Source organism: Serratia silvae (assembly GCF_023282985.1).
GTDB classification, from domain to species: domain Bacteria; phylum Pseudomonadota; class Gammaproteobacteria; order Enterobacterales; family Enterobacteriaceae; genus Chania; species Chania silvae.
The window spans coordinates 361,840-385,910 of the sequence record NZ_JAGQDC010000002.1; the positions used below are offsets into that span (position 1 = coordinate 361,840).

Annotated in this window: 26 protein-coding genes and 1 pseudogene; 10 read left to right on the forward strand and 17 right to left on the reverse strand. The window is 55.3% G+C overall.

What is annotated here, in order from left to right:
• Positions 1-30: 30 nt before the first annotated feature.
• The 11 genes from paaK to paaA are packed head-to-tail and all read right to left on the reverse strand — an operon-like array spanning position 31 to position 9,717.
• Positions 31-1,338 (reverse strand): phenylacetate--CoA ligase PaaK, encoded by a 1,308-nt coding sequence (gene paaK / locus KAJ71_RS03750; RefSeq protein WP_248944436.1) that lies wholly within the window; start codon positions 1,336-1,338, stop codon positions 31-33.
• Positions 1,339-1,357: 19 nt separating this feature from the next.
• Positions 1,358-2,563 (reverse strand): 3-oxoadipyl-CoA thiolase, encoded by a 1,206-nt coding sequence (pcaF, locus tag KAJ71_RS03755; RefSeq protein ID WP_248944437.1) that lies wholly within the window; start codon positions 2,561-2,563, stop codon positions 1,358-1,360.
• Complete coding sequence (paaI, locus tag KAJ71_RS03760; protein ID WP_248944438.1) at positions 2,560-3,000, reverse strand: hydroxyphenylacetyl-CoA thioesterase PaaI; 441 nt, start codon at positions 2,998-3,000, stop codon at positions 2,560-2,562. Before paaI ends, pcaF begins: the two co-directional genes overlap by 4 nt.
• A complete protein-coding gene (locus KAJ71_RS03765) occupies positions 3,000-4,529 on the reverse strand; it encodes a 3-hydroxyacyl-CoA dehydrogenase (RefSeq protein ID WP_375540719.1) in 1,530 nt (509 codons plus the stop codon). The genes paaI and KAJ71_RS03765 overlap by 1 nt, the downstream gene beginning before the upstream one ends.
• Before the next feature lie 13 nt (positions 4,530-4,542).
• Positions 4,543-5,340 carry a 2-(1,2-epoxy-1,2-dihydrophenyl)acetyl-CoA isomerase PaaG gene (paaG, locus tag KAJ71_RS03770; protein WP_248944439.1) on the reverse strand — a complete coding sequence of 266 codons (798 nt, stop codon included), beginning with the start codon at positions 5,338-5,340 and terminating at the stop codon, positions 4,543-4,545.
• A 3-nt stretch (positions 5,341-5,343) separates the two neighbouring features.
• Positions 5,344-6,117, reverse strand: a complete 774-nt coding sequence (paaF, locus tag KAJ71_RS03775; RefSeq protein WP_248944440.1) for a 2,3-dehydroadipyl-CoA hydratase PaaF — start codon at positions 6,115-6,117, stop codon at positions 5,344-5,346.
• A gap of 9 nt (positions 6,118-6,126) precedes the next feature.
• Complete coding sequence (paaE, locus tag KAJ71_RS03780) at positions 6,127-7,185, reverse strand: 1,2-phenylacetyl-CoA epoxidase subunit PaaE (RefSeq protein ID WP_248944441.1); 1,059 nt, start codon at positions 7,183-7,185, stop codon at positions 6,127-6,129.
• 14 nt (positions 7,186-7,199) lie between these two features.
• Positions 7,200-7,697, reverse strand: a complete 498-nt coding sequence (gene paaD / locus KAJ71_RS03785) for a 1,2-phenylacetyl-CoA epoxidase subunit PaaD (protein ID WP_248944541.1) — start codon at positions 7,695-7,697, stop codon at positions 7,200-7,202.
• A gap of 8 nt (positions 7,698-7,705) precedes the next feature.
• Entirely contained in the window at positions 7,706-8,467 is a 762-nt protein-coding gene (gene paaC, locus KAJ71_RS03790) for a 1,2-phenylacetyl-CoA epoxidase subunit PaaC (protein ID WP_248944442.1), read from the reverse strand.
• A gap of 9 nt (positions 8,468-8,476) precedes the next feature.
• Positions 8,477-8,764, reverse strand: coding sequence for a 1,2-phenylacetyl-CoA epoxidase subunit PaaB (gene paaB, locus KAJ71_RS03795; protein ID WP_248944443.1), 288 nt, complete (start codon positions 8,762-8,764; stop codon positions 8,477-8,479).
• Between the two features lie 14 nt (positions 8,765-8,778).
• The gene (gene paaA, locus KAJ71_RS03800) at positions 8,779-9,717 is read right to left on the reverse strand and encodes a 1,2-phenylacetyl-CoA epoxidase subunit PaaA (protein WP_248944444.1); all 939 of its coding nucleotides are present in this window, start codon (positions 9,715-9,717) and stop codon (positions 8,779-8,781) included.
• Between the two features lie 318 nt (positions 9,718-10,035).
• On the opposite strand from paaA, the gene paaZ reads away from it, so the two are divergent.
• Both paaZ and KAJ71_RS03810 read left to right on the forward strand, forming a co-directional pair.
• Complete coding sequence (gene paaZ, locus KAJ71_RS03805) at positions 10,036-12,108, forward strand: phenylacetic acid degradation bifunctional protein PaaZ (RefSeq protein WP_248944445.1); 2,073 nt, start codon at positions 10,036-10,038, stop codon at positions 12,106-12,108.
• Positions 12,109-12,168: 60 nt separating this feature from the next.
• Positions 12,169-13,281, forward strand: coding sequence for an AAA family ATPase (locus tag KAJ71_RS03810; RefSeq protein ID WP_248944446.1), 1,113 nt, complete (start codon positions 12,169-12,171; stop codon positions 13,279-13,281).
• 2 nt (positions 13,282-13,283) lie between these two features.
• On the opposite strand, the gene KAJ71_RS03815 is transcribed toward KAJ71_RS03810, so the two are convergent.
• Positions 13,284-14,840, reverse strand: a complete 1,557-nt coding sequence (locus KAJ71_RS03815) for a sensor domain-containing diguanylate cyclase (RefSeq protein WP_248944447.1) — start codon at positions 14,838-14,840, stop codon at positions 13,284-13,286.
• Between the two features lie 126 nt (positions 14,841-14,966).
• On the opposite strand from KAJ71_RS03815, the gene KAJ71_RS03820 reads away from it, so the two are divergent.
• Positions 14,967-15,164, forward strand: a complete 198-nt coding sequence (locus KAJ71_RS03820; protein ID WP_248944448.1) for a hypothetical protein — start codon at positions 14,967-14,969, stop codon at positions 15,162-15,164.
• 32 nt (positions 15,165-15,196) lie between these two features.
• Here the strand turns inward: KAJ71_RS03820 and KAJ71_RS03825 are convergent, their stop codons facing one another.
• Positions 15,197-15,487 carry a VOC family protein gene (locus KAJ71_RS03825; RefSeq protein ID WP_248944449.1) on the reverse strand — a complete coding sequence of 97 codons (291 nt, stop codon included), beginning with the start codon at positions 15,485-15,487 and terminating at the stop codon, positions 15,197-15,199.
• A 247-nt stretch (positions 15,488-15,734) separates the two neighbouring features.
• Between KAJ71_RS03825 and KAJ71_RS03830 the strand changes: the two genes are divergently transcribed.
• Together KAJ71_RS03830 and KAJ71_RS03835 are read left to right on the forward strand one after the other, a co-directional pair.
• The gene (locus tag KAJ71_RS03830; RefSeq protein ID WP_248944450.1) at positions 15,735-15,983 is read left to right on the forward strand and encodes a GlsB/YeaQ/YmgE family stress response membrane protein; all 249 of its coding nucleotides are present in this window, start codon (positions 15,735-15,737) and stop codon (positions 15,981-15,983) included.
• 84 nt (positions 15,984-16,067) lie between these two features.
• Positions 16,068-16,457, forward strand: a complete 390-nt coding sequence (locus KAJ71_RS03835; RefSeq protein WP_248944451.1) for a YidB family protein — start codon at positions 16,068-16,070, stop codon at positions 16,455-16,457.
• A 303-nt stretch (positions 16,458-16,760) separates the two neighbouring features.
• Here the strand turns inward: KAJ71_RS03835 and KAJ71_RS03840 are convergent, their stop codons facing one another.
• Positions 16,761-17,768: an NAD(P)H-quinone oxidoreductase gene (locus tag KAJ71_RS03840; protein WP_248944452.1), complete on the reverse strand. Its 1,008-nt coding sequence runs from the start codon at positions 17,766-17,768 to the stop codon at positions 16,761-16,763.
• Between the two features lie 138 nt (positions 17,769-17,906).
• Positions 17,907-18,116, reverse strand: a complete 210-nt coding sequence (locus KAJ71_RS03845; RefSeq protein ID WP_248944453.1) for a hypothetical protein — start codon at positions 18,114-18,116, stop codon at positions 17,907-17,909.
• Positions 18,117-18,594: 478 nt separating this feature from the next.
• On the opposite strand from KAJ71_RS03845, the gene cspE reads away from it, so the two are divergent.
• Positions 18,595-18,807 (forward strand): transcription antiterminator/RNA stability regulator CspE, encoded by a 213-nt coding sequence (cspE, locus tag KAJ71_RS03850; RefSeq protein ID WP_004946278.1) that lies wholly within the window; start codon positions 18,595-18,597, stop codon positions 18,805-18,807.
• 270 nt (positions 18,808-19,077) lie between these two features.
• Positions 19,078-19,278, forward strand: a complete 201-nt coding sequence (gene dsrB, locus KAJ71_RS03855) for a protein DsrB (RefSeq protein ID WP_248944454.1) — start codon at positions 19,078-19,080, stop codon at positions 19,276-19,278.
• Between the two features lie 189 nt (positions 19,279-19,467).
• Here the strand turns inward: dsrB and rcsA are convergent, their stop codons facing one another.
• Positions 19,468-20,097, reverse strand: coding sequence for a transcriptional regulator RcsA (gene rcsA, locus KAJ71_RS03860; protein ID WP_248944455.1), 630 nt, complete (start codon positions 20,095-20,097; stop codon positions 19,468-19,470).
• Positions 20,098-20,772: 675 nt separating this feature from the next.
• Here rcsA and KAJ71_RS03865 point away from each other — a divergent pair.
• On the forward strand, positions 20,773-21,045 hold the full coding sequence (locus tag KAJ71_RS03865; protein WP_248944456.1) for a hypothetical protein: 273 nt from the start codon (positions 20,773-20,775) through the stop codon (positions 21,043-21,045).
• Here KAJ71_RS03865 and KAJ71_RS03870 read toward each other — a convergent pair.
• The gene (locus KAJ71_RS03870; protein WP_248944457.1) at positions 20,999-22,411 is read right to left on the reverse strand and encodes a pyridoxal phosphate-dependent decarboxylase family protein; all 1,413 of its coding nucleotides are present in this window, start codon (positions 22,409-22,411) and stop codon (positions 20,999-21,001) included. The genes KAJ71_RS03865 and KAJ71_RS03870 overlap by 47 nt on opposite strands.
• A gap of 105 nt (positions 22,412-22,516) precedes the next feature.
• Between KAJ71_RS03870 and KAJ71_RS03875 the strand changes: the two genes are divergently transcribed.
• A complete protein-coding gene (locus KAJ71_RS03875) occupies positions 22,517-23,386 on the forward strand; it encodes a LysR substrate-binding domain-containing protein (protein ID WP_248944458.1) in 870 nt (289 codons plus the stop codon).
• A gap of 398 nt (positions 23,387-23,784) precedes the next feature.
• Positions 23,785-23,961: pseudogene (locus KAJ71_RS23585) on the forward strand (phytanoyl-CoA dioxygenase family protein); the annotation flags it as partial.
• Positions 23,962-24,071 lie beyond the last annotated feature (110 nt).

The window sequence follows — 24,071 nt, forward strand, 5'->3', positions numbered from 1 at the left end:
ACATTAGCATAAATGACAAAGGCTTGCCCCTCACCGTGGCCGCAGATCGATCACCCGTTGGGCCTTGCCTTCCGAACGTGGAATATCGCCACAGTTGGCAATGCTGACATCGGTGCTGACCCCGACAATCGATTTGATATGGTGGCGCAGCTGGTGGCAGATATCACAACGCTGCTGGTGGTTGAGCGTCAACGCCGACTCTTTCAGCTCCACCCGCACGGCCAAGGTATCCAGATGCCCGGCACGGCTCACCTGCAGCTGATAATGCGGCGACAGATGCTCGAACTGCATAATCTGTTCTTCGACCTGTGAAGGGAATACGTTCACGCCGCGGATGATCAGCATATCGTCGGAACGGCCGGTGATCTTGCCCATCCGGCGCATGTTGCGGGCATCCCCTGGCATTAGGTGGGTGAGGTCGCGCGTACGATAGCGGATCACCGGTAGAGCCTCTTTGGTCAGCGTGGTGAAAACCAGTTCGCCATGCTCGCCGTCGGCCTGTATCGCGCCCGTCTCCGGGTTAATGACCTCCGGCAGGAAGTGGTCTTCCCAGATGGTCGGGCCGCCGCCGCTTTCGGCGCACTCCATTGCCACACCAGGCCCCATCACTTCGGAAAGGCCGTAGATATCCAGCGCCTTGATCCCCATGCGTGACTCGATCTCATGGCGCAGGGATTCTGTCCAGGGTTCTGCACCGAACACGCCCAAACGTAGGGAGCAGTTGCGCGCATCGCCCCCCATTTTACGTTCCAGCTCGTCGATCAGCGTCAGGCAGTAGGATGGGGTCACCATGATCACGTCGGGTTTGAAATCCAGGATCAACTGTACCTGCTTCTCCGTCTGGCCGCCGGACACCGGGATCACCGTCGCACCCAGGCGTTCTGCGCCATAGTGCGCGCCCAGCCCGCCGGTAAACAGGCCATAACCGTAGGCAACGTGGATTTTGTCTTTGGCGGTGGCCCCGGCAGAGCGCAGGCAACGGGCGACAATATCGGCCCAGTTGTCGATATCCCGCTGGGTGTAACCCACTACCGTTGGGCGACCTGTGGTGCCAGATGAAGCATGAATGCGTACGACTTGTTCCATCGGCACGGCAAAGGTGTCGAACGGGTAGTTGTCACGCAGATCCTGTTTGGTGGTGTAGGGGAACAACGCAAGATCGCTCAGTTGCTTCAAATCGCTTGGGTGAACGCCGGCCTGATCGAACTTGCGTTGATACATCGGCACGTTGTTGTAGGCATGGTGCAGGGTCCATTGCAGGCGTTCCAGTTGTAATGCTTCGATTTCGTCGCGTGAAGCAAATTCAATCGCGTCGATGGGCCGTGGATTTGTAGTCATCTTTTTAGCCTCGCAGGTGTTAGACACGCTCAATAATCATGGCAATGCCCTGACCGACGCCAATGCACATGGTGCACAGTGCGTAGCGGCCAGCGCGACGTTCCAGCTCAAACAGGGCGGCCAGCGCCAGGCGCGCACCGCTCATGCCCAATGGATGGCCAAGCGCGATGGCACCCCCGTTGGGATTGACCTGTTCGGCATCATCCGGCAGACCAAGCTGGCGCAACACCGCCAACGCCTGTGCGGCGAATGCTTCGTTAAGTTCAATGACGTCCATCTGTGCCAGGTTTAACCCAGCGATTTCCAGGACTTTGCGAGTCGCGGGTAGCGGGCCGATCCCCATCAATCGTGGTTCGACGCCGCAGGTGGCAGTAGCGACAATGCGCGCCCGTGGTGTCAGACCTTGCTGCAAGGCCATGGCTTCGGAAGCGACAATCAGCGCCGCCGCACCATCGTTGACACCAGAAGCATTGCCAGCAGTGATGCAACCCGGCTGACGGAATGGCGTTTTCAGTTTTTGCAGTTGTTCCAGCGTGGTTTCTGCACGCGGGTGTTCGTCTTCGCTGAACGGAGTAATGACTCCTTTCTTGCCGCTGAGGCTCACCGGGATAATTTCCTGTGCCAGGATCCCCCGCTGTTGTGCCAGGGCGGTGCGCTGCTGGCTGCGTAGGGCAAAGGCATCCTGATCGGCACGGCTGATGCCAAACTGTGCCGCGACGTTTTCGGCGGTTTCCGGCATTGAGTCGGTACCGAAAGCCTCATGCATCAGCGGGTTAACAAACCGCCAGCCGATGGTGGTATCAAACAGCTGCGTCTGACGGCTGAAGGCGCTGTCGGCCTTGCCCATCACCAGCGGGGCGCGGGTCATGGATTCTGCCCCTCCGGCCAGTACCAGGCTGGCTTCGCCGGCCTTGATGCTGCGGGCCGCCATCGCTAACGCATCCAACCCCGAACCGCATAGCCGGTTGATGGTGGTGCCGGAAACGTTTTGTGGCAGCCCGGCCAGCAACGCCGCCATACGGGCCAGATTGCGATTGTCTTCTCCGGCCTGATTGGCGCAGCCGAGGATCACGTCATCTACTCGTGACCAGTCCACGTTGGGGTGGCGTTCCAGCAGAGCACGCAGCGGCAGGGCGGCTAAATCGTCGGCCCGTATGTTTGCCAGTGCACCGCCGTAACGGCCAATCGGCGTGCGAACGCCATCGCAAATAAAGGCCTGATTCATGGCTGCTCTCCTAAAATGCTGTGGCCCAACCGATGGGCGCGGCCACGGAACCAGGCGACGGTTTTCCCCAGTTGGTTAACGATCTCAACGTCGTACAACCCGGTAGTTTTACCCTGATGGCGCACTTGTGCGCAGGCGGTGAGGCGATCGCCTGCCTGCGCTGGGCGGATAAAATCGATGGTGCAACCAGAAGCAACTGCCGCCAGCCCTTGACTGTTACAGGCATAAGCAAAGGCGGTATCTGCCAGACTGAACAACTGGCCACCGTGACAGGTTTGGTGGCCGTTGAGCATCTGCGGGCCGACGGTCATGCTGACTTTGGCCATGCCGGCATCCATGGCATCGATGCGCATATCCATCGCCTGTGCGCAGGTATCCTGGCTAAACATCTGTTCGGCGCAGCGCTGGGCCAGCGCGCGGGGAGTATTGGCATTCATCAGCATTCGGCTCCTGAATAATTGGCGGCATAACGGTGCAGCAGCGGCATTGGGCGATAGCGGGGTTCCGCGTAATAACGTTGCAGGTTTTCCAACGTGGTGAGGATTTGTTGCCAGCCGAGCTTGCTGCCCCAGGCCAGCGGCCCTTGCGGGTAGTTGACGCCAAACCTCATGGCATCGTCGGTATCGGCGGCGTTGGCCACGCCTTTATTCACCACGTCCAGGGCTTCATTTGCCAGCATGGCAACGGTGCGCATCACCAATAGGCCCGGGTAATCCGGCAGGTGGATCACCTGTTTACCCAGCGATTGCAGCAGGCGGATGACCTTGGCCGAGTGCGGCACCGCGTTCTGCTCGGCGCTGCTGATGGCGATAACGGGGGCGTGCTGATAGTTGACGGACAGGTCGAACAGAACCACGGGCGATCCGATTTCTTCGGCGACTTGGCTTGCTGTTTTACCATTCGTTAACATAAATGTAACTTCATCAACCCGGGCAAACGGACTGGTCTGGCCAGGATGTTTGATCGCTACCGCATTTCCCGTCAGCAACTGTGCAAACTCGCCGATGGCCGACCAGTCGCCGTGCAACGTGACGGACTTAGGCAATTCAGCCGTTGCCGCCGAAGCAAACGTGGCTGACGGCGTGGCCTGTTCGCTGCCATAACGGTAAAAACCCCGGCCACTCTTACGGCCCAAATGCCCGGCAGCCACCAGCTCCTGCTGTACCAGCGAAGGAGTAAAGCGGCTGTCCTGATAGAAGGCGTGAAAGACCGACTCGGTGACGGCATAGTTGACGTCCTGGCCGATCAGATCGGTCAGTTGCAGCGGCCCCATGGCGAAACCGCCAGCATCACGCAGTACGGCATCCAGGGTGGCCGGATCGGCAATCTGTTCTTCCAGCGCGCGCAGGGTTTCAGCGTAGAAAGGCCGGGCTACGCGGTTGACGATAAAGCCTGGCGTAGAACGGCACACGACACTGTGTTTACCCCAATGTTGAGCCAAGGCTTGCAAGCTGCCCAGCGTTTCCGGGCTGGTTTCCAGCCCACCGACGATCTCCACCAGTTTCATCAGCGGAGCCGGGTTGAAGAAGTGCAGGCCCGCCATGCGTTGCGGATGCTGAAGCGCACTGGCGATGGCGGTAATAGAGAGTGACGAGGTATTGCTGGAAAACAGTGCCTCTGGTGAGCATATCGCCTCCAGATCGCGAAACAGGCTCTGCTTGATTGCCAGCTTTTCCGCCACCGCTTCGATCACCAGGCTGCTGTCGGCCAGATCGCTCAACGAACTGGTCAACTGAATATTACCCAACAGGGTTTCAGTGCTGTGGGCATCGGCTTTACCTGCCTCGACCCGCTTGCGTAGACGTTGCCCGAGCTGTTCCAGCGCGCGGGAGGCGGCGGGCAGCGCGATATCGAACAGCTTGACCCGGTGCCCTGCCGCGGCGGCCACTTGGGCAATACCAATCCCCATGGTTCCGGCACCAATTACGGCGACCGGCGCAGAAGTTATCGCCATCTTCTCGTTCATGGCTGTATCCCGTTCATGACTGCTTCCCGCTGAAGTTCGGTGGGCGCTTGGCGAAGAAGGCGCTGACGCCTTCGCGATAGTCGTCACTACGGCCACCCAGGCGCTGTAAATCGCGCTCTAAATCAAGCTGCTGGTCGAGCGTATTGCTGGCCGAGCTGTACATGGCTTTCTTGATTAGCCCCAGGCCGTAGGTAGGTTGGGTAGCAAGCTGTTTGGCCATGCTCTGGGTGTGATCGGCCAGCTCGGCGGCGGCCACGACCTGCCAGATCATTCCCCACTCCAGCGCCTGCTGAGCGCTGATTTTGTCCCCCAGCAGCGCCATCCCCATGGCTCGTGCATGCCCGGCCAGGCGTGGCAGATACCAACTGCCGCCGGAATCCGGCACCAGGCCCAGTTTACAGAAGGATTGGATGAAGCTGGCGTTGTCGGCGGCCACCACGATGTCGCAGGCCATTGCCAACGCAGCACCCGCTCCGGCAGCAACGCCGTTGACCGCGCAGACAATCGGCTTGGGTAGGGCACTCAGGCGGCGGATCAGCGGGTTGTAAAAGCGTTCTACGGACAGCCCAAGATCCGGGGGGGCCTGATCCACACTGACGTTACGATCATTCAGATCCTGCCCGGCGCAGAAACCGCGCCCGGCACCGGTGATCAGCATGCAACGCACGCTGTCATCGCGTTCGGCTACGGTCAGTGCCTCGCTGAGCTGGTGGTGCATTTCATCGTTAAAGCTGTTGAGCCGGTCGGGGCGGTTCAGGGTAATGGTCAACACCCCGGCTTCGATGTGGCTAAGAATTAATGCGTTTTCCATAAATCAGCGCCCTTGATAGTTCGGTGTGCGTTTTTCGAAGAAGGCGGCAATGCCTTCCCGGCGATCTTCGGTGGCAGCCAGGGTGACAAACTGCTGGCGTTCCATCTGCAAGCCCTGGCTGAGGCCGGTTTCCTGCGCCTGTTTTAGCGCCTGCTTGGCCGCGCGCAGGGCCAGCGGTGCCTGTTGGCTAATGCGTTGGGCCAGTTGTTGAGTACGTTCCAGCGTTAAGGCGTCGACACAAACCTCGCTGACCAGCCCGGCTTGCAGTGCGCAGCGGGCGTCGATGGCTTCACCGGTTAGCACCATTTGATAGGCGCGGGACTTGCCCACGCAGCGGATCAGGCGTTGAGTACCACCGGCTCCGGGTATCAGGCCTAAAGTGATCTCCGGCAGGCCGAAGCGGGCGCTTTCGCCGCAGAGGGTAATGTCGCAGGCCAGAGCCAGCTCACAGCCAGCACCGAGCGCGTAACCGTTCACCGCTGCCAGCAAGGGTTTGCTGAACTGGGCCAAGCGTTGCCATAGCAACGGGCGATGGTCGAGCTGGGTGGCGGCGACATCCTGCTGCTGCAATTCGCGCAGGTCGGCACCGGCGGCGAAGAATCGGGCAGCACCGGTGATCACTACGGCACCGACGTCGGCGTCGCTATCGGCCTGTTCCAGTTGATAGACCAACTGCTCCAGGCAGGCGGTGCTTAACGCATTACGGGCATCGGGGCGGTGCAGCGTCAGTGTGACCACGCGTTGCTGCTGTTCGCGCAGGATCCAAGGGGTTTCCATCGTCGGCTCCTAAACGTCAAAGTCCAGCACCACGCCTTCACCGCGTGGCCAGGACTGGCAGCTCAAGACATAGCCTGCCGCCAGTTGATCCGGCTCCAGGCTGTAGTTGATCGCCATATCCACCTCACCGGCCTTCAGCTTGCATTTGCAGGTGGCGCAGACGCCGCCTTTGCAGGCGTAGGGCAAATCGGCCCCCTGACGTAATGCGGCATCCAGAATGCTGTCATCTTCGCTGCCGACGTCGATTTTGAGGCTGCGGCCATCGAGCCGGATCTCTACCTGGGTAGCGTTGCGGCTACCTGCATTGGCAGGCCGGGCGACGATGCCGCTGGTGTTGAAACGCTCGCTGTGAATACGTTCACTAGGCATACCGGCCAGCTCCAGCACGGTGTGCGCGTCGTCCATCATAGCTTCCGGGCCGCAGATAAAGGCGTGGTCGAACTCGTTGAAATCCACCAGCGTGTTACCTAGGGCGGTCAGATGGTCGCGGTCGATGCGGCCACTGAGTAGCGGGCTGTCGAGATTTTCCTGGCTGAAGAGATACAGCGGCTGGAAGCGCTGTGGATAACGGTTTTTCAGATCCGAGAGCGCTTCTTTAAACATCACCGAGCGGCTGGTGCGGTTGCCGTAAATCAGCGTGAACTGGCTGTTGGGTTCCAATTGCAACGTCGCCTTGATGATCGACAGCATCGGTGTGATGCCAGAACCGGCGGCGATCGCCAGATAGTTGCCCTGGGTTTGTGCCTGCGGCTGATAACCAAAACGGCCCTGCGGCAGCATCACTTCCAGCTCGTCACCTACTTGCAAGCTTTGGTTGATAAACGAAGAGAAGCGCCCCTGATGGATCGCCTTGATGCCGATTTGCAATACGCCATCCTGCGGTGCGCTACAGATGGAATAGCAGCGGCGTAACTCTTCACCGTTGACCTGCGCTTTGAGCGTCAGGTGTTGGCCGGGGGTATAGCCGTAATGGGATTTCAGTTCGTCCGGGACGCGCAGCGTGATGGCTACGGCGTCCGGCGTTTCGCGCTCGATGGCAGCGACATTCAGGCGATGAAAGACCGTCATGGTTTTCAGTGCTCCTAAATACATTTGAAATAGTCGAACGGTTCCCGGCAGTCGCAGCAGCGGTAAAGCGCTTTGCAGGCGGTGGAACCGAACTCGCTGATCTTTTCCGTGTGCTCGCTGCCGCAACGGGGGCACTGCACCGGGCCGTGGGCCAAAGGCTTCTCACAGGTTTGCCCCTGCGGTGGTGCCACGCCGTATTCACGCAGGCGCTGGCGAGCATCCGCATTCATCCAGTCGGTGGTCCAGGCCGGGCTGAGGCTGATGGTGATTTTCACCGGGCTGAAACCTGCCTCGTTCAGCGTCTGTTCAATGGCGTTGAGCAGGTACTCGGTCGCCGGGCAGCCGGAATAGGTTGGGGTAAAGGTGATGTGCCAGCCTGCACCGTCGCGCTCCACGTCACGTACCATGCCCAGATCGGTAATGGACAGTACCGGCAGTTCGGGATCGCTGATCTGCTGTAAGCAGTGCCAGATCTGCGGGATCTCGGCCGGTTGCAGTCGGGTGATATTCATCATTGCCTCTACCAGCTACAGTTCGGGTAAGCGCGTGGCAGAAACTGCATCTCTGCCAGCATCGGGCCGAGGTGTTCAGTGTGCCGCCCTTGCTTGCCGCCGTGGCGAAATGCCTGCTCGGTGGGCAGCGCGAGTGTGGCCAGTTGCAGCGTATCGTTCACCATCGCCTGCCACGGTGCCTGCAATTGGCGCGGATCGACGGCAATACCCAGTTCGGCCAGTTGCAGTTCAATCTCATCGGCGTGGAACAACTCGGCGGTGAAGCGCCACAGGTCGTTTAATGACTGCTGGATCTTCTGGTGGCTGATTTCACTGCCGTCGCCCAAGCGGATCATCCAGCCGTGGCTGAAGCGCAGGTGATAATCCGCTTCCTTCAGCGATTTGGCGGCGATGGCGGCCAGTTGGCTGTCTTTGCTGCGGCTCAATTCCCGGTGCAGCAGCACGTGGTAGGTATCGAGCAGGAACTGGCGTACCAGCGTGTCGTTAAAGCCGCCGTTGGGCTGTTCTGCCAGCAGCAGGTTGTGGAATTCACGTTCGTCGCGGCCAAAGGCCAGGCTGTCTTCGCTGTGCTGCGGGCCGGAAAGCTCGGCGGCATAGGCCAGAAAATTGCGCGCCTGGCCCAGCAGATCGAGGCCAATATTGGCCAGCGCCAGATCAATCTCCAGCTCCGGAGCGTGGCCACACCAAGCGCACAGGCGCTGTGCCAGAATGAGCGGTGTATCGCCCAAGCGCAGGGCATAGCTGATTGTTGCTGCGTTACTCATCGTCATGGCCTGCCTCTACATGTTCTTGATGCCGTCGGGGATGGTGTAGAACGTGGGATGACGGTAGATTTTGTCGTCGGAAGGATCGAAGAACGCACCCCGATCCTCCGCCTGGGAGGCGATCAGGTGGCTCGATTGCACTACCCAGATCGAACAGCCCTCACTGCGGCGAGTGTAGGCATCGCGGGCGTTTTCCAACGCCATCTGATCGTCTGCGGCATGCAGGCTGCCCACGTGGCGATGGGCCAAACCCTGCTTGCTGCGGATAAATACTTCATACAATGGCCATTCGGCGTGAGTCATTTTTCTCTCCTCGATTAAGCTGCGTTTGCCGCGCGTTTGCTGGCATGAGCCATGGCACCATCCCGTACCCAACTGCCTTCGTCCCAGGCTTTACGCTTGGCTTGCAGGCGTTCGTGGTTGCACTGCCCGCGCCCCTGGATCACTTCGTTCAGCTCTGCCCAGTCGATCTCGCCAAAGCGGTAATGTCCGCTGGCCCCGTCCCATGCCAAATCGGCATCGGGGGCAGTCATCCCCAGGGCGTCCAGTTGCGGTACGGTGTTGTCGATAAACTTCTGCCGCAGCTCGTCATTGCTGTGGCGTTTGATCTTCCAGGCCATGCTCTGCGCACTGTGGGGGGAATCGCTATCGCTAGGGCCAAACATCATCAGTGCTGGCCACCAGAAGCGGTTGATGGCGTCCTGCAACATGGCCTTTTGCGCTTCGCTGCCCTGGGCCATCACCATCACGGCTTCATAGCCCTGACGCTGGTGGAAGCTCTCTTCTTTGCAGATTTTCACCATCGCTCTGGCATAGGGGCCGTAAGAGGCACGGCACAGGGCGACCTGATTGACGATGGCGGCACCATCGACCAGCCAGCCGATCACGCCAATGTCGGCCCAGTTCAGCGTTGGATAGTTGAAGATGGAGGAGTATTTCATCTGACCGGCGAGCATCTTTTGGTAGATATCCTGGCGAGTGCAGCCGAGGGTTTCCGCCGCGCTGTACAGATAAAGGCCGTGCCCGGCTTCATCCTGGACTTTCGCCAGTAACACCGCTTTGCGCCGCAGGGAAGGGGCGCGGGTCAGCCAATTGGCTTCCGGCAACATGCCGACCACCTCGGAATGTGCATGCTGGCCGATTTGCCGGATCAGATTGCGACGATAGGCATCCGGCATCCAGTCTTTGGCTTCGATGGAGATATCGGCGGCGATCTTGTCGTCAAAGTGCTGCTGAAATTGTGCGTCAGTTGTCATGCTTGCCTCTTGGTGATTCATGTTTTTCACATTGAAACCAAAAATGTGAATCACTTTAACTAACCATAAAGCTACAAGTTGATAACAATAAGATCAAATGTAAATACTGTGGTTTTGCGATGAGCATCACAACTTAGTTGATTAAGTAATTGATTTTAATATTTATTTATTTTTAATGTTTATCGATAACGTTGGTGTTAACTCAGCGGTTTGATGATTTTGTTTTGCTTTTGTTAAATTTTAACCTGGCGCGGAGTGGAAATTATGTGATACATCATTAATATTGATAGTGTCTATTTGTGAATTCCGGAGGAGCAAATGCAGCAGTTAACCAGTTACCTTTCTGGCGCTTGGGTGTACGGCCAGGGGCCATCCCGCGAGATCCAGCATGCCGTTACCGGCGAGCCTTTGTATCAGGTCTGCTCCGACGGGCTGCCGTTGGCCGCCAGCCTGAGCTATGCCCGCAAGTTGGGTGGCACGGCGCTGGCAAAGATGACGTTTCAGCAGCGCGCCCAGATGATGAAAGCGGTGGCTAAACACCTGCTGGCTAATAAAGAAGCGCTGTATCAGATCTCCTATCAAACCGGGGCCACGCGCAATGACAGCTGGGTTGATATCGAAGGCGGTATCGCCACGCTGTTCTCCTATGCGGGATTGGCAGGGCGTGAACTGCCGGACGATACGCTGTGGCCGGAAGATGAGTTGATCCCACTTTCCAAGCAGTCGCAGTTTGCCGCACGCCATGTGCTGACCTCTCGCCCCGGCGTCGCACTGCATATCAACGCCTTCAACTTCCCCTGCTGGGGAATGTTGGAGAAACTGGCTCCCACCTGGCTGGCGGGGATGCCAGCTATCATCAAACCCGCTACCGCTTCGGCACAGCTTACCCAGGCGATGGTGAAACTGATTATCGACAGCGGGCTGGTGCCGGAAGGGGCGTTGCAACTGATCTGCGGCGGCGTAGGCGATATGTTCGATCACCTCGATTATCAGGATGCGGTCACCTTTACCGGCTCGGCGCAAACCGGGCAGAAGCTGCGTTATCATCCGCGCCTGCTGGAAAAATCCATTGCTTTTACCATGGAGACTGACTCGCTTAACTGCTGCGTGTTAGGGGAGGACGTGACGCCGGATATGCCGGAGTTTGCACTATTTATCAAAGAAGTCAGCCGCGAAATGACCAGCAAGGCGGGGCAAAAATGTACTGCTATCCGGCGCATTATCGTTCCAGCGGCGCGCATTGCCGAGGTACAACAAGCGCTGTTGCAACGCCTGGCTGGCGTGAAGATTGGCGATCCGCAACGGGAAGAGGTGCGGATGGGGGCGTTGGTCAATCAGGAACAGCGCGATGACGTACAGCAAAAGGTGGAATTCCTGCTGCGTAATGGCTGTGAGCCACTTTGTGGTGCGACGCTGGATAAGTTAGAAGTGGTGGGCGATAGCGCGCAATCAGGCGCTTTTTATCCGATCACCCTGCTGTACTGCGCCGATCCGTTCCGCCATCAGGCCGTACATGGCACCGAGGCGTTTGGCCCGGTGGCAACGCTGATGCCTTATCAAACGACCGAACAGGCCGTTGAGCTGGCGCTGCTGGGGCAAGGTAGTCTGGTCGGGTCGTTGGTGACGGCTGATGTTGGGCTGGCTTCACAATTTATTCGCGCCACCGCTTGCGCTCATGGCCGCATGTTGGTGCTAGATCGTCACGCGGCTGCGGAATCGACCGGCCACGGCTCACCATTGCCTCTGTTGGTGCATGGCGGGCCTGGGCGAGCTGGCGGTGGGGAAGAGCTTGGTGGGCTGCGGGCGGTAAAACATTACATGCAGCGCACGGCGATCCAGGGCAGCCCATCAATGCTGGCGGCCATTGGCCATGAATGGGTGCGTGGTGCCAACGTGGTGGAGGAACAGGTACATCCGTTCCGCAAATACTTTGAGCAGTTGCAGATTGGCGAAAGCTTGCTGACCGCCCGCCGTACCATTACCGAAGCCGATCTCGTCAACTTTGCCTGCTTGAGTGGCGATCACTTCTACGCGCATATGGACAAGATTGGCGCGGCGGAGTCACTGTTTGGTGAGCGAGTGGCCCACGGTTACTTTGTGGTTTCCGCCGCCGCCGGGCTGTTTGTCGATCCGGGTGTCGGGCCAGTGATTGCCAACTATGGCATGGAAAACCTGCGTTTTATCGAACCGGTGAAGATTGGCGACACCATTCAGGTGCGCTTGACCTGCAAAAAGAAAATCCGCAAGCCGCAAAAAACCGCTGAGGATCGCCCGCATGGCGTGGTGGTCTGGGATGTACAGGTGCTCAACCAGCATCAGCAGGCGGTGGCGCTGTACAGCATTCTGACGCTGGTGGCACGCCAGGAGGGGGATTTCAACACGGCGCAGTAGGGCTGGATCGTCGGGGGCATCATGTTAAGATGCCCCATTATTTGCTGAAATTATCTACTCATGACGATTCAACAGCTTAGCCTCCATGGTTTTCGTTCCATCCGCAATGTGCAACTCACCCTTGGCCGCGTGAATGTGATCAGCGGCCCAAACGGTTGTGGTAAATCCAATCTGTATAAAGCCGTGCGGCTAATCCACGAGGCGGCTTGTGGGCGGCTTTCGCTCGCCTTGGCAGAAGAGGGCGGTATCCAAAATGCGATGTGGGCGGGTGGAGCACGCTTGGGTGATAAACGCAGCGATCCCAAACGGATGATCCTGTCGGCCACCCTGGAGGATTTTGATTATGAAATCCAGCTCGGTTTTCCCCCACCTGATAATGACGAGAAGGATCCGAGCCTGTTTACGCTGGATCCGCTGGTCAAGCGGGAGTCGCTGTGGTTGAGTGGGCATGGGCGGCGGAATTCGATGCGCCTGCTTGAACGCGTCAATCAAACTGCGTTTCTCACCAACGTGTTGGGGGAACGGGCAGCCTATCCTTCCGCGTTGTATGCGGAAGAGTCGGTATTTGGTCAGTTGTCCGATCCGCATCTTTATCCCGAGCTATCACAGGCCAGAGAAATTCTGCGCCAGTGGCGCTTTTACCATGAGTTTGCGGTTTGGCCGGGTTCGCCATTGCGTGTACCCCAGATCGGCATTCGTGCGTCGGTGCTGGCACATGATGGCAGTAACCTTGCATCGGCATTTAGAACCATCCACGAGGTAGGTAATCGCGCTTTGCTGTATGAAACGTTGGAACAGGCATTTCCTGATTCAATGTTTAAGGTGCTGTCACCGCAAGGAAGATTCCAATTGGTGATGCATCGTGAGGGGATCCTGCGGCCGCTTGAAGCCGCCGAACTCTCCGACGGTACGCTGCGTTTTCTGTGCCTGGCGGTGGCGATGCTCAGCCCAAGACCTCCGGCCTTTATGGCATTGAACGAGCCGGAAAACAGTCTGCACCCAGATTTGTTGCCCGCGTTGGCACAGTTGATTGCCGAAGCCAGCCGTTACAGCCAGCTGTGGGTGACCAGCCATTCTCCGTTACTGGCGGGTTTGATTGGCGAACATTGTGTCGTAACGCATTACCAGCTCTCTCAACAACAGGGGGAAACCGTGGTGGTGGAGCAGGACTGAACCTAAAGGCTGCAAACCCGGTTCTTACCGCCTTTTTTTGCCGTATACAGGGCGTTATCCGCCAGGTTGACCAGACTCAGCGGTGTATCGTTATACTGATGCGGGACTTTAGCACTGGCACCGATGCTGGCAGTGATAATCCCCAGTGGGCTGCCTATATGGACGATCTTCAATTGGCGAATGCCTTCCAGAACCCGTTCGGCAAAGGCTATTGCGCCCTGAAGGTCGGTATCCGGCAGAATAATCGCCAGTTCTTCGCCGCCGTAACGGGCCATCAGATCGCCAGGGCGGTTGACCATGCTTTGCAGCATGCGCCCCAATTGTTGCAAACACTGATCTCCAGCTACATGCCCGTAGATATCGTTAAACTGTTTAAAATAATCAATATCAAGCATCAACAGGGCTATGCTACGGTCGTTGCGTGCCGCCCGTGTCATTTCGTTTTTTAGCGCGATATCAAACTGACGGCGGTTAGCCAGGCCGGTCAAGCTGTCCAGCAGGGCCAGTTCTTCCAGCGTATGATTCATCTGCGTCAACTTATCGCGGGTACGTGTCAGCTCGACTTCGGTTTGTACGCTGTGGTTAATCTGGCGGATTAGTACGAATCCAAGGGCCAGCAGTATGGACAGCAGGACGCCGCCGCCAACGGCAAACAATGATGCATCGTTGCGCCAGTCGGCCAGAATGTCTTTTTTCGACAGCCCGGCGGCGATCACTAACGGATAACGTTCCACCTGCGAATAACCATAAACCCTTTCCACATTGTCGAACTGTGACACCAGAGTGACGTTGCCAAAGGGCGAGTGCGGCAGAATTTCTTGGAATAAAATACTGTGGCAGATATTTGTACCAATGGCATCTTCATTGTACGGGCGGCGGTACAAAATGGTGCCGTCGGCCAACAGCAGGCTGAGTGAGGCGTTGTTGTTAAGAGCAAAGGTGTTGTAAAACTCACGGAAATAATCGACATAGAGCGTTGCCATTACCACGCCGGCAAAGCTGCCGTCTGCATGGCTCAGCCGGCGTGAGATCGGAATAATCAAATCGCCAGTCGAGCGGCTGCGGATCACTTTACCAATATAAACCGTATTCTTGTTATGGGTGAGGTGGTATTTGAAATACGCCCGGTCGGCATTGTTGGCATGGCTGAGTGGTTTTCCGTTGGAGGTCAGGATCCAGTTGCCCTGGGCATCAAAGACAACGCTGCCATACAATTGCGGAAAGTTACTGGCCTGGATCTGCATGACTTTTTGCAGGCGTAAACGCTGGGGTTCGCCTAAGCCATCGGTTTCAATACGTTCGCTGAGATCGATCAGGTTATTGTTTACCAGCGCAAAGGTATCTTCAGCATGCTGCGCCAGCGATCGTGCCAGATTCTCCGAGTCATTTCCGGCAATTTGCAGGTTACGTTGATGAGCATTCCAGATTTGCCAGGCATTGAACACCACCAGGGTGAGCACGACGATAATCACAAACACGCCAGCCTGATAGAGTAACGGCGAGTTTTTGTTTTTCTCGGGTATTTGATCTCTTTGGGGCGGGAGTTGCGGCGCTAGCATAGCATTCCTGTCATGGAATCAGTTGGGTATGGGGATTGTGAACAATCTTAACCCTTATATTTCCATCTTGCATGTTTCGTAATATTTCCAGGATATGTTCAGTATAAATTGACAACGGAGAAGCGCATGGCAGCACTATCTGACGCTATGATGCAGATTTTACTGGCGTTGGCAGTATATTGCCCGTTTACGTTAGGGGCACTGGCAGGATTGATCATTATCGCGTTCCAGCGGCGCAGATCGCCTTTCTGGCGGTTGGCTCTGATCGTGTTGCTGCTGCTGTGTGTCTTGTTCTCACTGGTGGCTTATAGCTGGCATCGTTAGCGCTGAGCAGCGCCTGTCCAGAGAGCTAGGCACTACACCGTGCGGCAGTTGACACCGAACTTATCGGTCAGCATACCAAAGCCTTTGGCCCAGAAGGCCGGTTGGAAAGGCATGGTGATGCTGCCACCTTGCTCGACGTTTTCACTGCGGATTGACAGTGAATATGCGCGATGCGTCGCCCCGGTTGGGTCGGCCGGGCAACTATCCGAGGCCATAATGACGTTATCCCCGATCACCAGCCTGGTATGCATAATCGAGGCAGGATCGGTATTGGGTGGGCCATTTTGCTGTTCCTCTGCCGGGATATCTTTGTAACGCATCATGATTTCTATATTGCCGTTTAGCTGTTGGGCATATTAAGTATAGTTGATTATCGGCGGTCAACATGAGGATTGTACAAATTTCATGCAATGTTTTTCAGGTTTGGTAAGTAGGTAACTCGCTGATTTTTGACTATAGTAGTAAGGTACAGAGACAGTACATACTGTCAGAGGGTGGTCTCTGACGGGGGAACGTCTTGATAACGGTATTGCCAGCAAGTTTGGCAATGGGTCAATTAGGGAGAGTAAAATGGGTATCATTTCCTGGATCGTTTTTGGGTTAATCGCCGGTATTTTGGCCAAGTGGATCATGCCGGGTAAAGACGGTGGCGGTTTTATCATGACCATCATACTGGGGGTTGTAGGGGCGGTGGTCGGCGGCTATATCAGTACCTTCTTCGGTATGGGCCGGGTCGATGGCTTTAACCTCGGCAGCTTTGTGGTTGCCGTTATCGGTGCTCTGGTGGTGCTTTTTGTCTACAGAAAGATCAGAAGCTAAGCTTGGCTCGATCAACTGGGGTCGCTGCGGCGGCCCTTTTCTTTTAAATGCGACAAACGTACAGCGTTTGAGAAGGGGATAGCGATGGGATTATTGGATGGGTTAGTTGGGGCATTGAGCGGTGGTAAAGGTATGGATTACAGCGCCATCTTGCAGTGGGTTGAACAGCAAGGTGGCCTGCCGGCCATTCTGAACAAATTCCGCCAGGGAAACTTGGCGGACGTGGTCGCCTCCTGGATCGGCACGGGTGAAAATCAGCCAATCAGCGGTGAACACGTTGAGCAGGTGTTAAGTACCGATGCCATTGCACAACTGGCTGGCAAATTGGGGATCGATCCGGCGCAGGCTTCTGCCCTGATTGCCCAGTATTTGCCGATGATCACCGACAAACTGTCACCCAATGGCCAGGAGCCACAGGGCGGCGATCTGATGAGTGCCGGTATGGATTTACTGAAAGGTAAACTGTTCGGGTGATATGAGGCTGTGTCCCTTAATTGCACGTGAGTGCCGCTGGAGGTCATTTGGACGCGTTGCAAGGCACGAGCCGTGAAGTTTGGTAGGCCCAAATAAGCGGGGAGTAACGCAGATACGCGTTCAAATGGCCCTAGCCCGAAGGGTCGCACCCCAAAAGCCCGTACTCAGCGTTGTCGGGCTTGAACTTAGACCCACTAGGCCCTGCACCCTCCGCCTTGATTACGGGCTTTTGGGACTGCGACGGCACCACGGTCAATTGAGGGACACAGCCTAGCCCTCCGGCTTCTGGCCGGAGGGTTGCCATTACAGCGTCAGCATAATTTTACCGATATGCGCACTGGACTCCATCAAGGCATGGGCCTGTGCAGCTTGTTCCAACGGGAAAGTCTGGAAAATCTGCGGTTTTAACGCCCCGCGTTCCAGCAACGGCCATACTTTCAGTTCCAGTTCGGCAGCGATCTGGGCTTTATCTTCCACACTGCGCGCCCGCAGCGTTGAGCCGGTATGAGTCAGGCGCTTAAGCAGCAGTGGCATCAGGTTCAGTTCTTTCACTACGCCGTTTTGCGTGCCGATCTGTATGATACGCCCGTCCATTGCGGCGGCACGGTAGTTCTTCTCCACGTAATCCCCCGCGATCAGATCGACGATGACATCGGCCCCTTTGCCATTGGTGGCTGTTTTGGTCAGTTCGACAAAATCTTCGGTGCGGTAGTTGATGGCGACGTCGGCACCTAACGCCAGGCTGGCCTCTCGCTTCTCTTCTGAGCCAACGGTAGTGATGACGTAAGCACAGAAGGCTTTGGCCAGCAGGGTGGCGACCGTGCCAATCCCTGATGTGCCACCGTGGATCAGCACGGTTTCCCCGGCCTGGAGATGGCCACGTTGAAATACGTTGACCCAAACGGTGAAGAAGGTTTCTGGCATGGCGGCGGCTTCTATCATGCTGAAGCCCTGGGGGACCGGCAGCGCATTGCTTTCATGCACCTTGCAGTACTCGGCATAGCCTCCACCGGCGATCAGTGCACACACGGCGTCACCGGGGGCATAGCGTTGTACCCCAACGCCAACGGCTACCACCGTGCCAGCAATTTCCAACCCGGGAATGTCCGAGGCGCCCGGAGGTGGGGCATATTGCCCGCGGCGTTGCATAACATCTGGGCGGTTGACGCCTGCGGCAGCGACTTTCACCAGTATTTCACCCTGGGCCAATACTGGCAGCGGGCGTTGCGCACTCACCAGAACCTCTGGTTCGCCCGGCTGGCTGATTTCGATAACTTTCATGCTATCAGGTAGTGGTGCATTGGCTGACATGCTGTTCTCCTTGATCAATCTGCGTATTCGGGGGGATACCCGGATAGATTATCTTATAGGGATAACAGAGTTGGCATGTGCGCGAAAGGGCGGTTTTGCATAGATAAACAGGGATGCCGCCGCAGAGGTGGCATCGAATCAGTCGTTGGGTGGAATACGAAAACCTTTCAGTGAGACGATAAAGTGCTTTTTGCCTTTGGAAATCTTGGCGCCTTGATCGCACCACTGGCTGGCGAGCTGGAAGAAGTCGTCGCTGTCAATATCATAGGCCAGCTCAATCTTTTTTGCCGATCCTGAGCGGATCAGTGTTTCTGCCTGCTGGTGATTAATGGCTTTTACGGTGTTCATTAGCGAAATCCTTGGTGTTAACCCGGTGCGGACAATCGCTAACCATCATATGGCTGGGTTGTGACGTTTTTGTGATGAAAATATGACGTTGGGCCATTCTGCGGCTTAGTGCTCGTTTTCTCATGACCTTGTCACGGGTTAAATTTGGCGGGGCTGTTTTAGCACCATTATCAGCAAAATCCACAAGGTAACGTCGATAATTTCGCCTGTGGGGAGCAAATTCTGTGCGTTCGCTCTCCCTTTCCAGCCCCACGAGCTAAAAAGAGTTGCTATTATACGCCCGACATGAGTTAATGATTCTCGGCCTGTGGTACAGACCTATTTATGCACGACATTTTGAGTAAAGTAGTTCAAATTTAAAGCGTTATCCTTGATAGCTCTTCACTGACGAATTTCCTTTCTAGTGCCTCCATAAGTAACTGATGACCGGCTATTTCATGCCCATGGTGGCTTAAATTTTTTATTGAAGGAATTCAACATGTCTAACATGATCAAAGGTCAAGTGAAGTGGTTCAACGAGTCTAAAGGTTTTGGTTTCATCACTCCTGCAGACGGCAGCAAAGACGTGTTCGTACACTTCTCTGCAATTCAGGATCAAGGCTTCAAGACCCTGGCTGAAGGCCAGAACGTACAGTTCTCTATCGAGAACGGTGCTAAAGGTCCGTCAGCGGCTAACGTTACCGCTATCTAATCGGCCTCTCGCTGATTAACAAAAACCCGCCAAGGCGGGTTTTTTTGTGTCTGCGATTTGAGCCTGTGGGCGGAGAAGCGTTCACGGGAGTATGCCAGGAGGTCTGAAAGGCCAGCCTCACGTTCTGCTAAGCTTTAATGGTCATCGCCCATGATGACTCAGAGGCATCATGCAAAGTATACCGCTGTACTATGAGCCAAATTACGTAATGGTGGGTTCTTTTCGTTAGCTGTAATAGACTGAAATCCGCGATAAATAACGAGGTAGAGCATGAAAGTTAACGATCTGGTAACGGTAAAGACCGACGGCGGCCCTCGCCGGGAAGGGGTAGTGCTGGAAGTTGAAGTGTTTAGTGAAGGTACGATGTATCTGGTGTCACTAGAGGATTACCCGGCGGGCGTGTGGTTCTTCAATGAGATCGATAGTCGTGATGGCACCTTTGTCGAATTGCGCAGCGCTGAACAGGATTAAGCCTTTCCCTGCAATTAACAGCTTGCCGCCGGTCTGGCTGATGGGCTGAAATCTGGCCCACACAGTTATGCGGTGTTAAAAGCCTGCCAAAATACCCGTAGCGGCCGCATTGCCGCTGAAAACGGGCATTTTTCTATCGTTCTCTAAGCTACTCTACTCCGCTGTCGCTTTACTTGGCCGCAACGGCTATCAACGGCTGTTGACAAAAATGCCGCTGGTAAGCGTGTCGGTTAGGCGGACAACATGGTAGATGATCTGCTTGTTGTGGGTTTTGATCTTTCTTTTGATGTTTCCCTTATGGGAAGAAACGGTTTTCACCTTGATCTGCATTTGATCGGAAATCTGGATGGTGCCTTGGCCGGACATCCACATGCGCAGCATGTTTGACTCAGTTTGGCTTAGTGTGACAGGCGTCTGATCCAGCGAGCTTTTTTCCGGGCGAACCGGTTTTCTTTCGAGGTAGTGGTTAAGCAACTGGCTCATGGTTTGCGGTTTAATCGATTTTGACGAGATGATGACGTTCTTGCGGACGTATAAATAATCGTCGAAATGTACGTTAGTGATGGCCATGAAAATAAAGAATAAAGTATCGGGATTAAGAGAGATCACACGTTTTATTCTTTCTGTCGCATCCGCCTCATGAATGAAGCAGTCTTCATTCAGGAATACCATGTTTGGCTTAAGTTTGGTGCATTTCTCATGAAGACCGTCGATATGATTGACAGCGCTAATCTGACGCTTTTTTATCCCGTGCGACGTCAGGTAGTCGGTTAACCCTAACCTAGTGTAACTGCATGAATCCATAATAATTATTGGCATGTAGTCCCCTACTTAAGTCCGTTTCCACGCGGTTATAAAAAGAAAAGCCTGAAGATAAAGGCTAAAAGTTATAAAAAAGTCACATCTTATGAATGCAACTTTCTATCAATAAAACCGGCATGACTCAACGTCTTTTCGAATTATATTTTTAAACTTACCAAAACCATTAGTTTAGCTTAAGTTGACGTATTATGTTTAGTGACTACTTTGAGTTTGAGGCTGGAAATATCAGTAGACGTCCGGTAGTCAGCCTTAAATTTGTTGCTCAGGTTAAGCATTTTCATCTTGGTACTATTTTGTGTGGATAGGACGATTCTTAAATTAAGCTTATAACTCGCTGTAGCGCCAGGATTGGCGATTTTTTGACTGATTTTGTTGCTGCTGTTTCATCACTAAACACCATTAAATTTGTTTATTCAATTGATTGTATCAATGTATTGGTGGGAATGGTAACGGTTCTTGGCTGATTTGGCACACTTAACGAGGCTATTTATTACAAAAACCAAATAACATTAAGTAGATTTGCTAACCATGTTGCCTTAAATTAAATAACTTACATAAATTATTTCATTGTGAAACTATATCTTGGTGAAAACGGTTGGCACCTGTGCTTTCTTGAATATCGACCAACCCAATGGGGTGGTTGAACTAGGAGTGATCAACTGATCACCTTTGATGAAGCTGCAAGCGACGGGTAGTGAAGCCATCTTTCTGATGCCAAACGCGCTTTTGACGACTTGGGTTTTCCGTCAGGCGATGACCAGAAAGGGTCGCAACCGCGACACGGACTGGCTATCCATCATCGATGGTGAATGGCCGTTATTGCGCGAGGCGTTTACCGCTTGGTTATTGCCGTTGAATATCGCTGCCGACGGCCAGCAGAAGCAACGCCTCGCAACTTTCAGGCTTCGGCCCGACAAGCCTGCATCGATGCCAGCGCCAGAGTAATATCCTGTTCTTCGGTCATCCAATTCACCAGGGCTGCCCGAATACCGGGTTGGCCTGCATAGTTGGTGGGTGTGCAGCGCACTACGCCGTGCCGATCCAAGCGATCGATAAAGCGGTTGCGTGCGGCGGTGGCATCGCCTGTAACGCCCTTCAGCGCAAAACACACGATGTTCAGATCCACCGGGGCCAGCAGGTGGAAACCTTCACTGGCTGCCAATCCGTCACCTAAATGGCGCGCTAGCGTCACGTTACGCTCGACGATCTCCCGCATACCGCTGCTGCCGTAAGCTTTCAATGCCATCCACAGGGGCAGGGCACGAAAACGCCGCGAGTTCTCAGGCGTCAGGTGCAAATAGTTGTCGGGGCGCAACGTGGGGGCCTCCAGATAGGCCGAGTGATTCTGAAACACCTGCATCTGCAATGCCAGATGGCGGGTAAATTGAATGGCGCTGTCATAAGGAACATTCAGCCATTTATGCGCATCTACGGTGATTGAGTCCGCCTGGTGCCAGCCGTCCAGCAGGTGGGCCAAGCGGGGGGAACAGGCTGTTATCCCTCCAAAGGCGGCATCAACATGCAACCAGAAGGGATAGCGTGCACGTAGTGCCAGCAGGCCGGGCAGATCGTCGAAAACGCCGGTGTTTACCGTGCCTGCGCTGGCGAGCACTATCGTCGGGACATCCGGCGTGGCGGCCAGATGGCGCTCCAGCGCCTCAATATCAATAGCTTCGCAATCAGCCCGGCTGGCGATAGACTTTAAAGCATCACGCCCAATACCGAGCATGCTGAGTGCTTTCACGCTGCTGGCATGGGCATTGGCTGAAAGGATTTGAATCGGCCCTAAGGCGGCCAGGCCAACCTGTGCCACATCAATTCCGCGCTGTTGCCCTAACCACTGGCGGCCGATGGCAATCCCGGTGAAGTTGGCCATGGTGGCACCGCTGACAAAGCTACCGCTGAAGTCGGTGGGCAGTTGTAGCAGCGTTTTCAGTTGTTCAATCGTTGCCAGCTCAATCGCGGCCGCCACGGTATCATGGCTCAGTTGGCTATTCTGGTCGGCAGTGCTAACCAACCAGTCGGCAGCCAGCGCCGCAGGGGTGCTGCCGCCGGTGACAAAACCAAAGTAACGCGGCCCGGCACTGCCGGAAAGGCCAGCCTCATAGCGCTGCCAAAACTTTTCTAACGCCGCTAACGCCCCGCAACCCTCTTCAGCCAGCCGATCGTCACCGGTTTGCAACTGTTGTTCGGCCAAGGGCGGGCATACCGGGCGCTGGCTCAAACTGGCAAGGAAGCCCTGCGCCAATTGGTTGGTGTGGTCAAGTATGCGGGGTAAATCGTCGAGATCCTGCTGCAAACGTGGGTGCATGGTCATGCCTTGGGTTCGGGGTCAATATGTTTGCACTATAGGCGATCCTGATTAGTGCTAATATCGATAAAAAATGACCCTTTTGGATAGCAAGGTTAACCAGTAATGAATGAGCGTCTTCCCCTGCATATTTTGCCAACCTTTGTGATCGCTGCCCAATTGGAGAATTTGCGTGCCACGGCGCAACGCGTGAGTCTGACTCATGGTGCCGTCAGCCAAAAAATTCAGCAGCTCGAACAGGCTATTGGCTACCCACTCTTTGAACGCTCCGGGCGTGGGGTACGGCTAAATGCCGCCGGGCGCGAACTGCTGGCGGCAACTGAGCCTGCCTTGCTCGCTTTGCAACAGGGCGTTGACCGGGCCAGACGGGTAGCGGCAAGTAAGATGTTACGTATCAGCGTGCTGCCTTCCTTTGCGCATTACTGGTTGTTGCCCAGATTAGCGGAGTTCCACCGTGCTTGCCCTGGGATCCGGTTGGATATTGACGCCTCGTTGGCGATACAGGATCTCGGCCGCAAAGGATTCGATGCCGCGATCCGCATTGGTGATGGGCAATGGCCAGGTATTCAGGCGCAGCGTATCGCTTCTGGAGTGGTACAGCCGGTAGCAACTCCGGAGCTGGCCAGGCAATGGCAGGAGGCATTTGATGCTGGAGATCCACAGGTTCCGCTGCTTGAGCATGACGTTACTCCCTGGCATAGCTGGTTTAGTGCCGTTGGGAAAATTGGCGGTGGGCAACAGTTGGCGCTGTTCAACGATGCAGGGTTACTGCTGCGCGCAGCCGAGCAGGGGTTTGGTATTGCTCTAGTTAAAGCCGTGCTGGCAAAGGATGCGATTGCCGCAGGGCGCTTGGTGCCACTGGCGGAGGCGATGCATTTGAACGCTAGTGATGTCTATCTGGTATGGCCACAAACCGCCGGTTTAACGCCTGAGGTAGAAGCGTTACTGAACTGGTTACAGCAACAGCTAAGATGAATCGCTCAACCGGATCACTCGTGCAAGAGTTTCAGACATCGCGATCTCCAGTGCTAACGATGCATTTGAGAATGATGGCAAACCTAAGCGGGCGCAGCATGCTACGCACAATTAAGGTGATATCTTCCAGCATTCAAGGCGATTTTGCGCATTTATGACCCAGGTCACGTTTTTGGCTGGCGTACATCTATGTCCAGTATTTCGTAGTAAAAGCCCGCTGTTTTCGGTCCAGGCTTCCAGTAAATTTGCCGTCATGTTATCAAAAAGTAAATGGAGAAATCATGATGCAACGTCAATCCGAGATATATCTGGAGGCTTTAGGCGCCAACATCGAGTTAACGGCACAGATGAAGCATGAGCTTGATACGTTGGGGTATACCGTGGTGCACAACGTGGCCGATCCTGATTTAGCGCATCCCGATGAGATTGTTTTTGCGGCCCCGGTCGGTAGTGTGATGATCTATAACGCCCACACTTGGCACGGCGGCACACAGAACAGGATCGGCATCCGGCGGCGGGTACTGCATGCGCTATATATCGATCGCGCAGATACGGCCCAGCAGGATCAGCGCCGCATGTGCCCGTTGAAATCCAGTGTCAGCACCGGATCTGCGAGGCAGCTCTCGTTTATTGTTGCATTAATGTTGCCGTAATGAACTATTGTCTTCTCTTCACTTGCTAACCA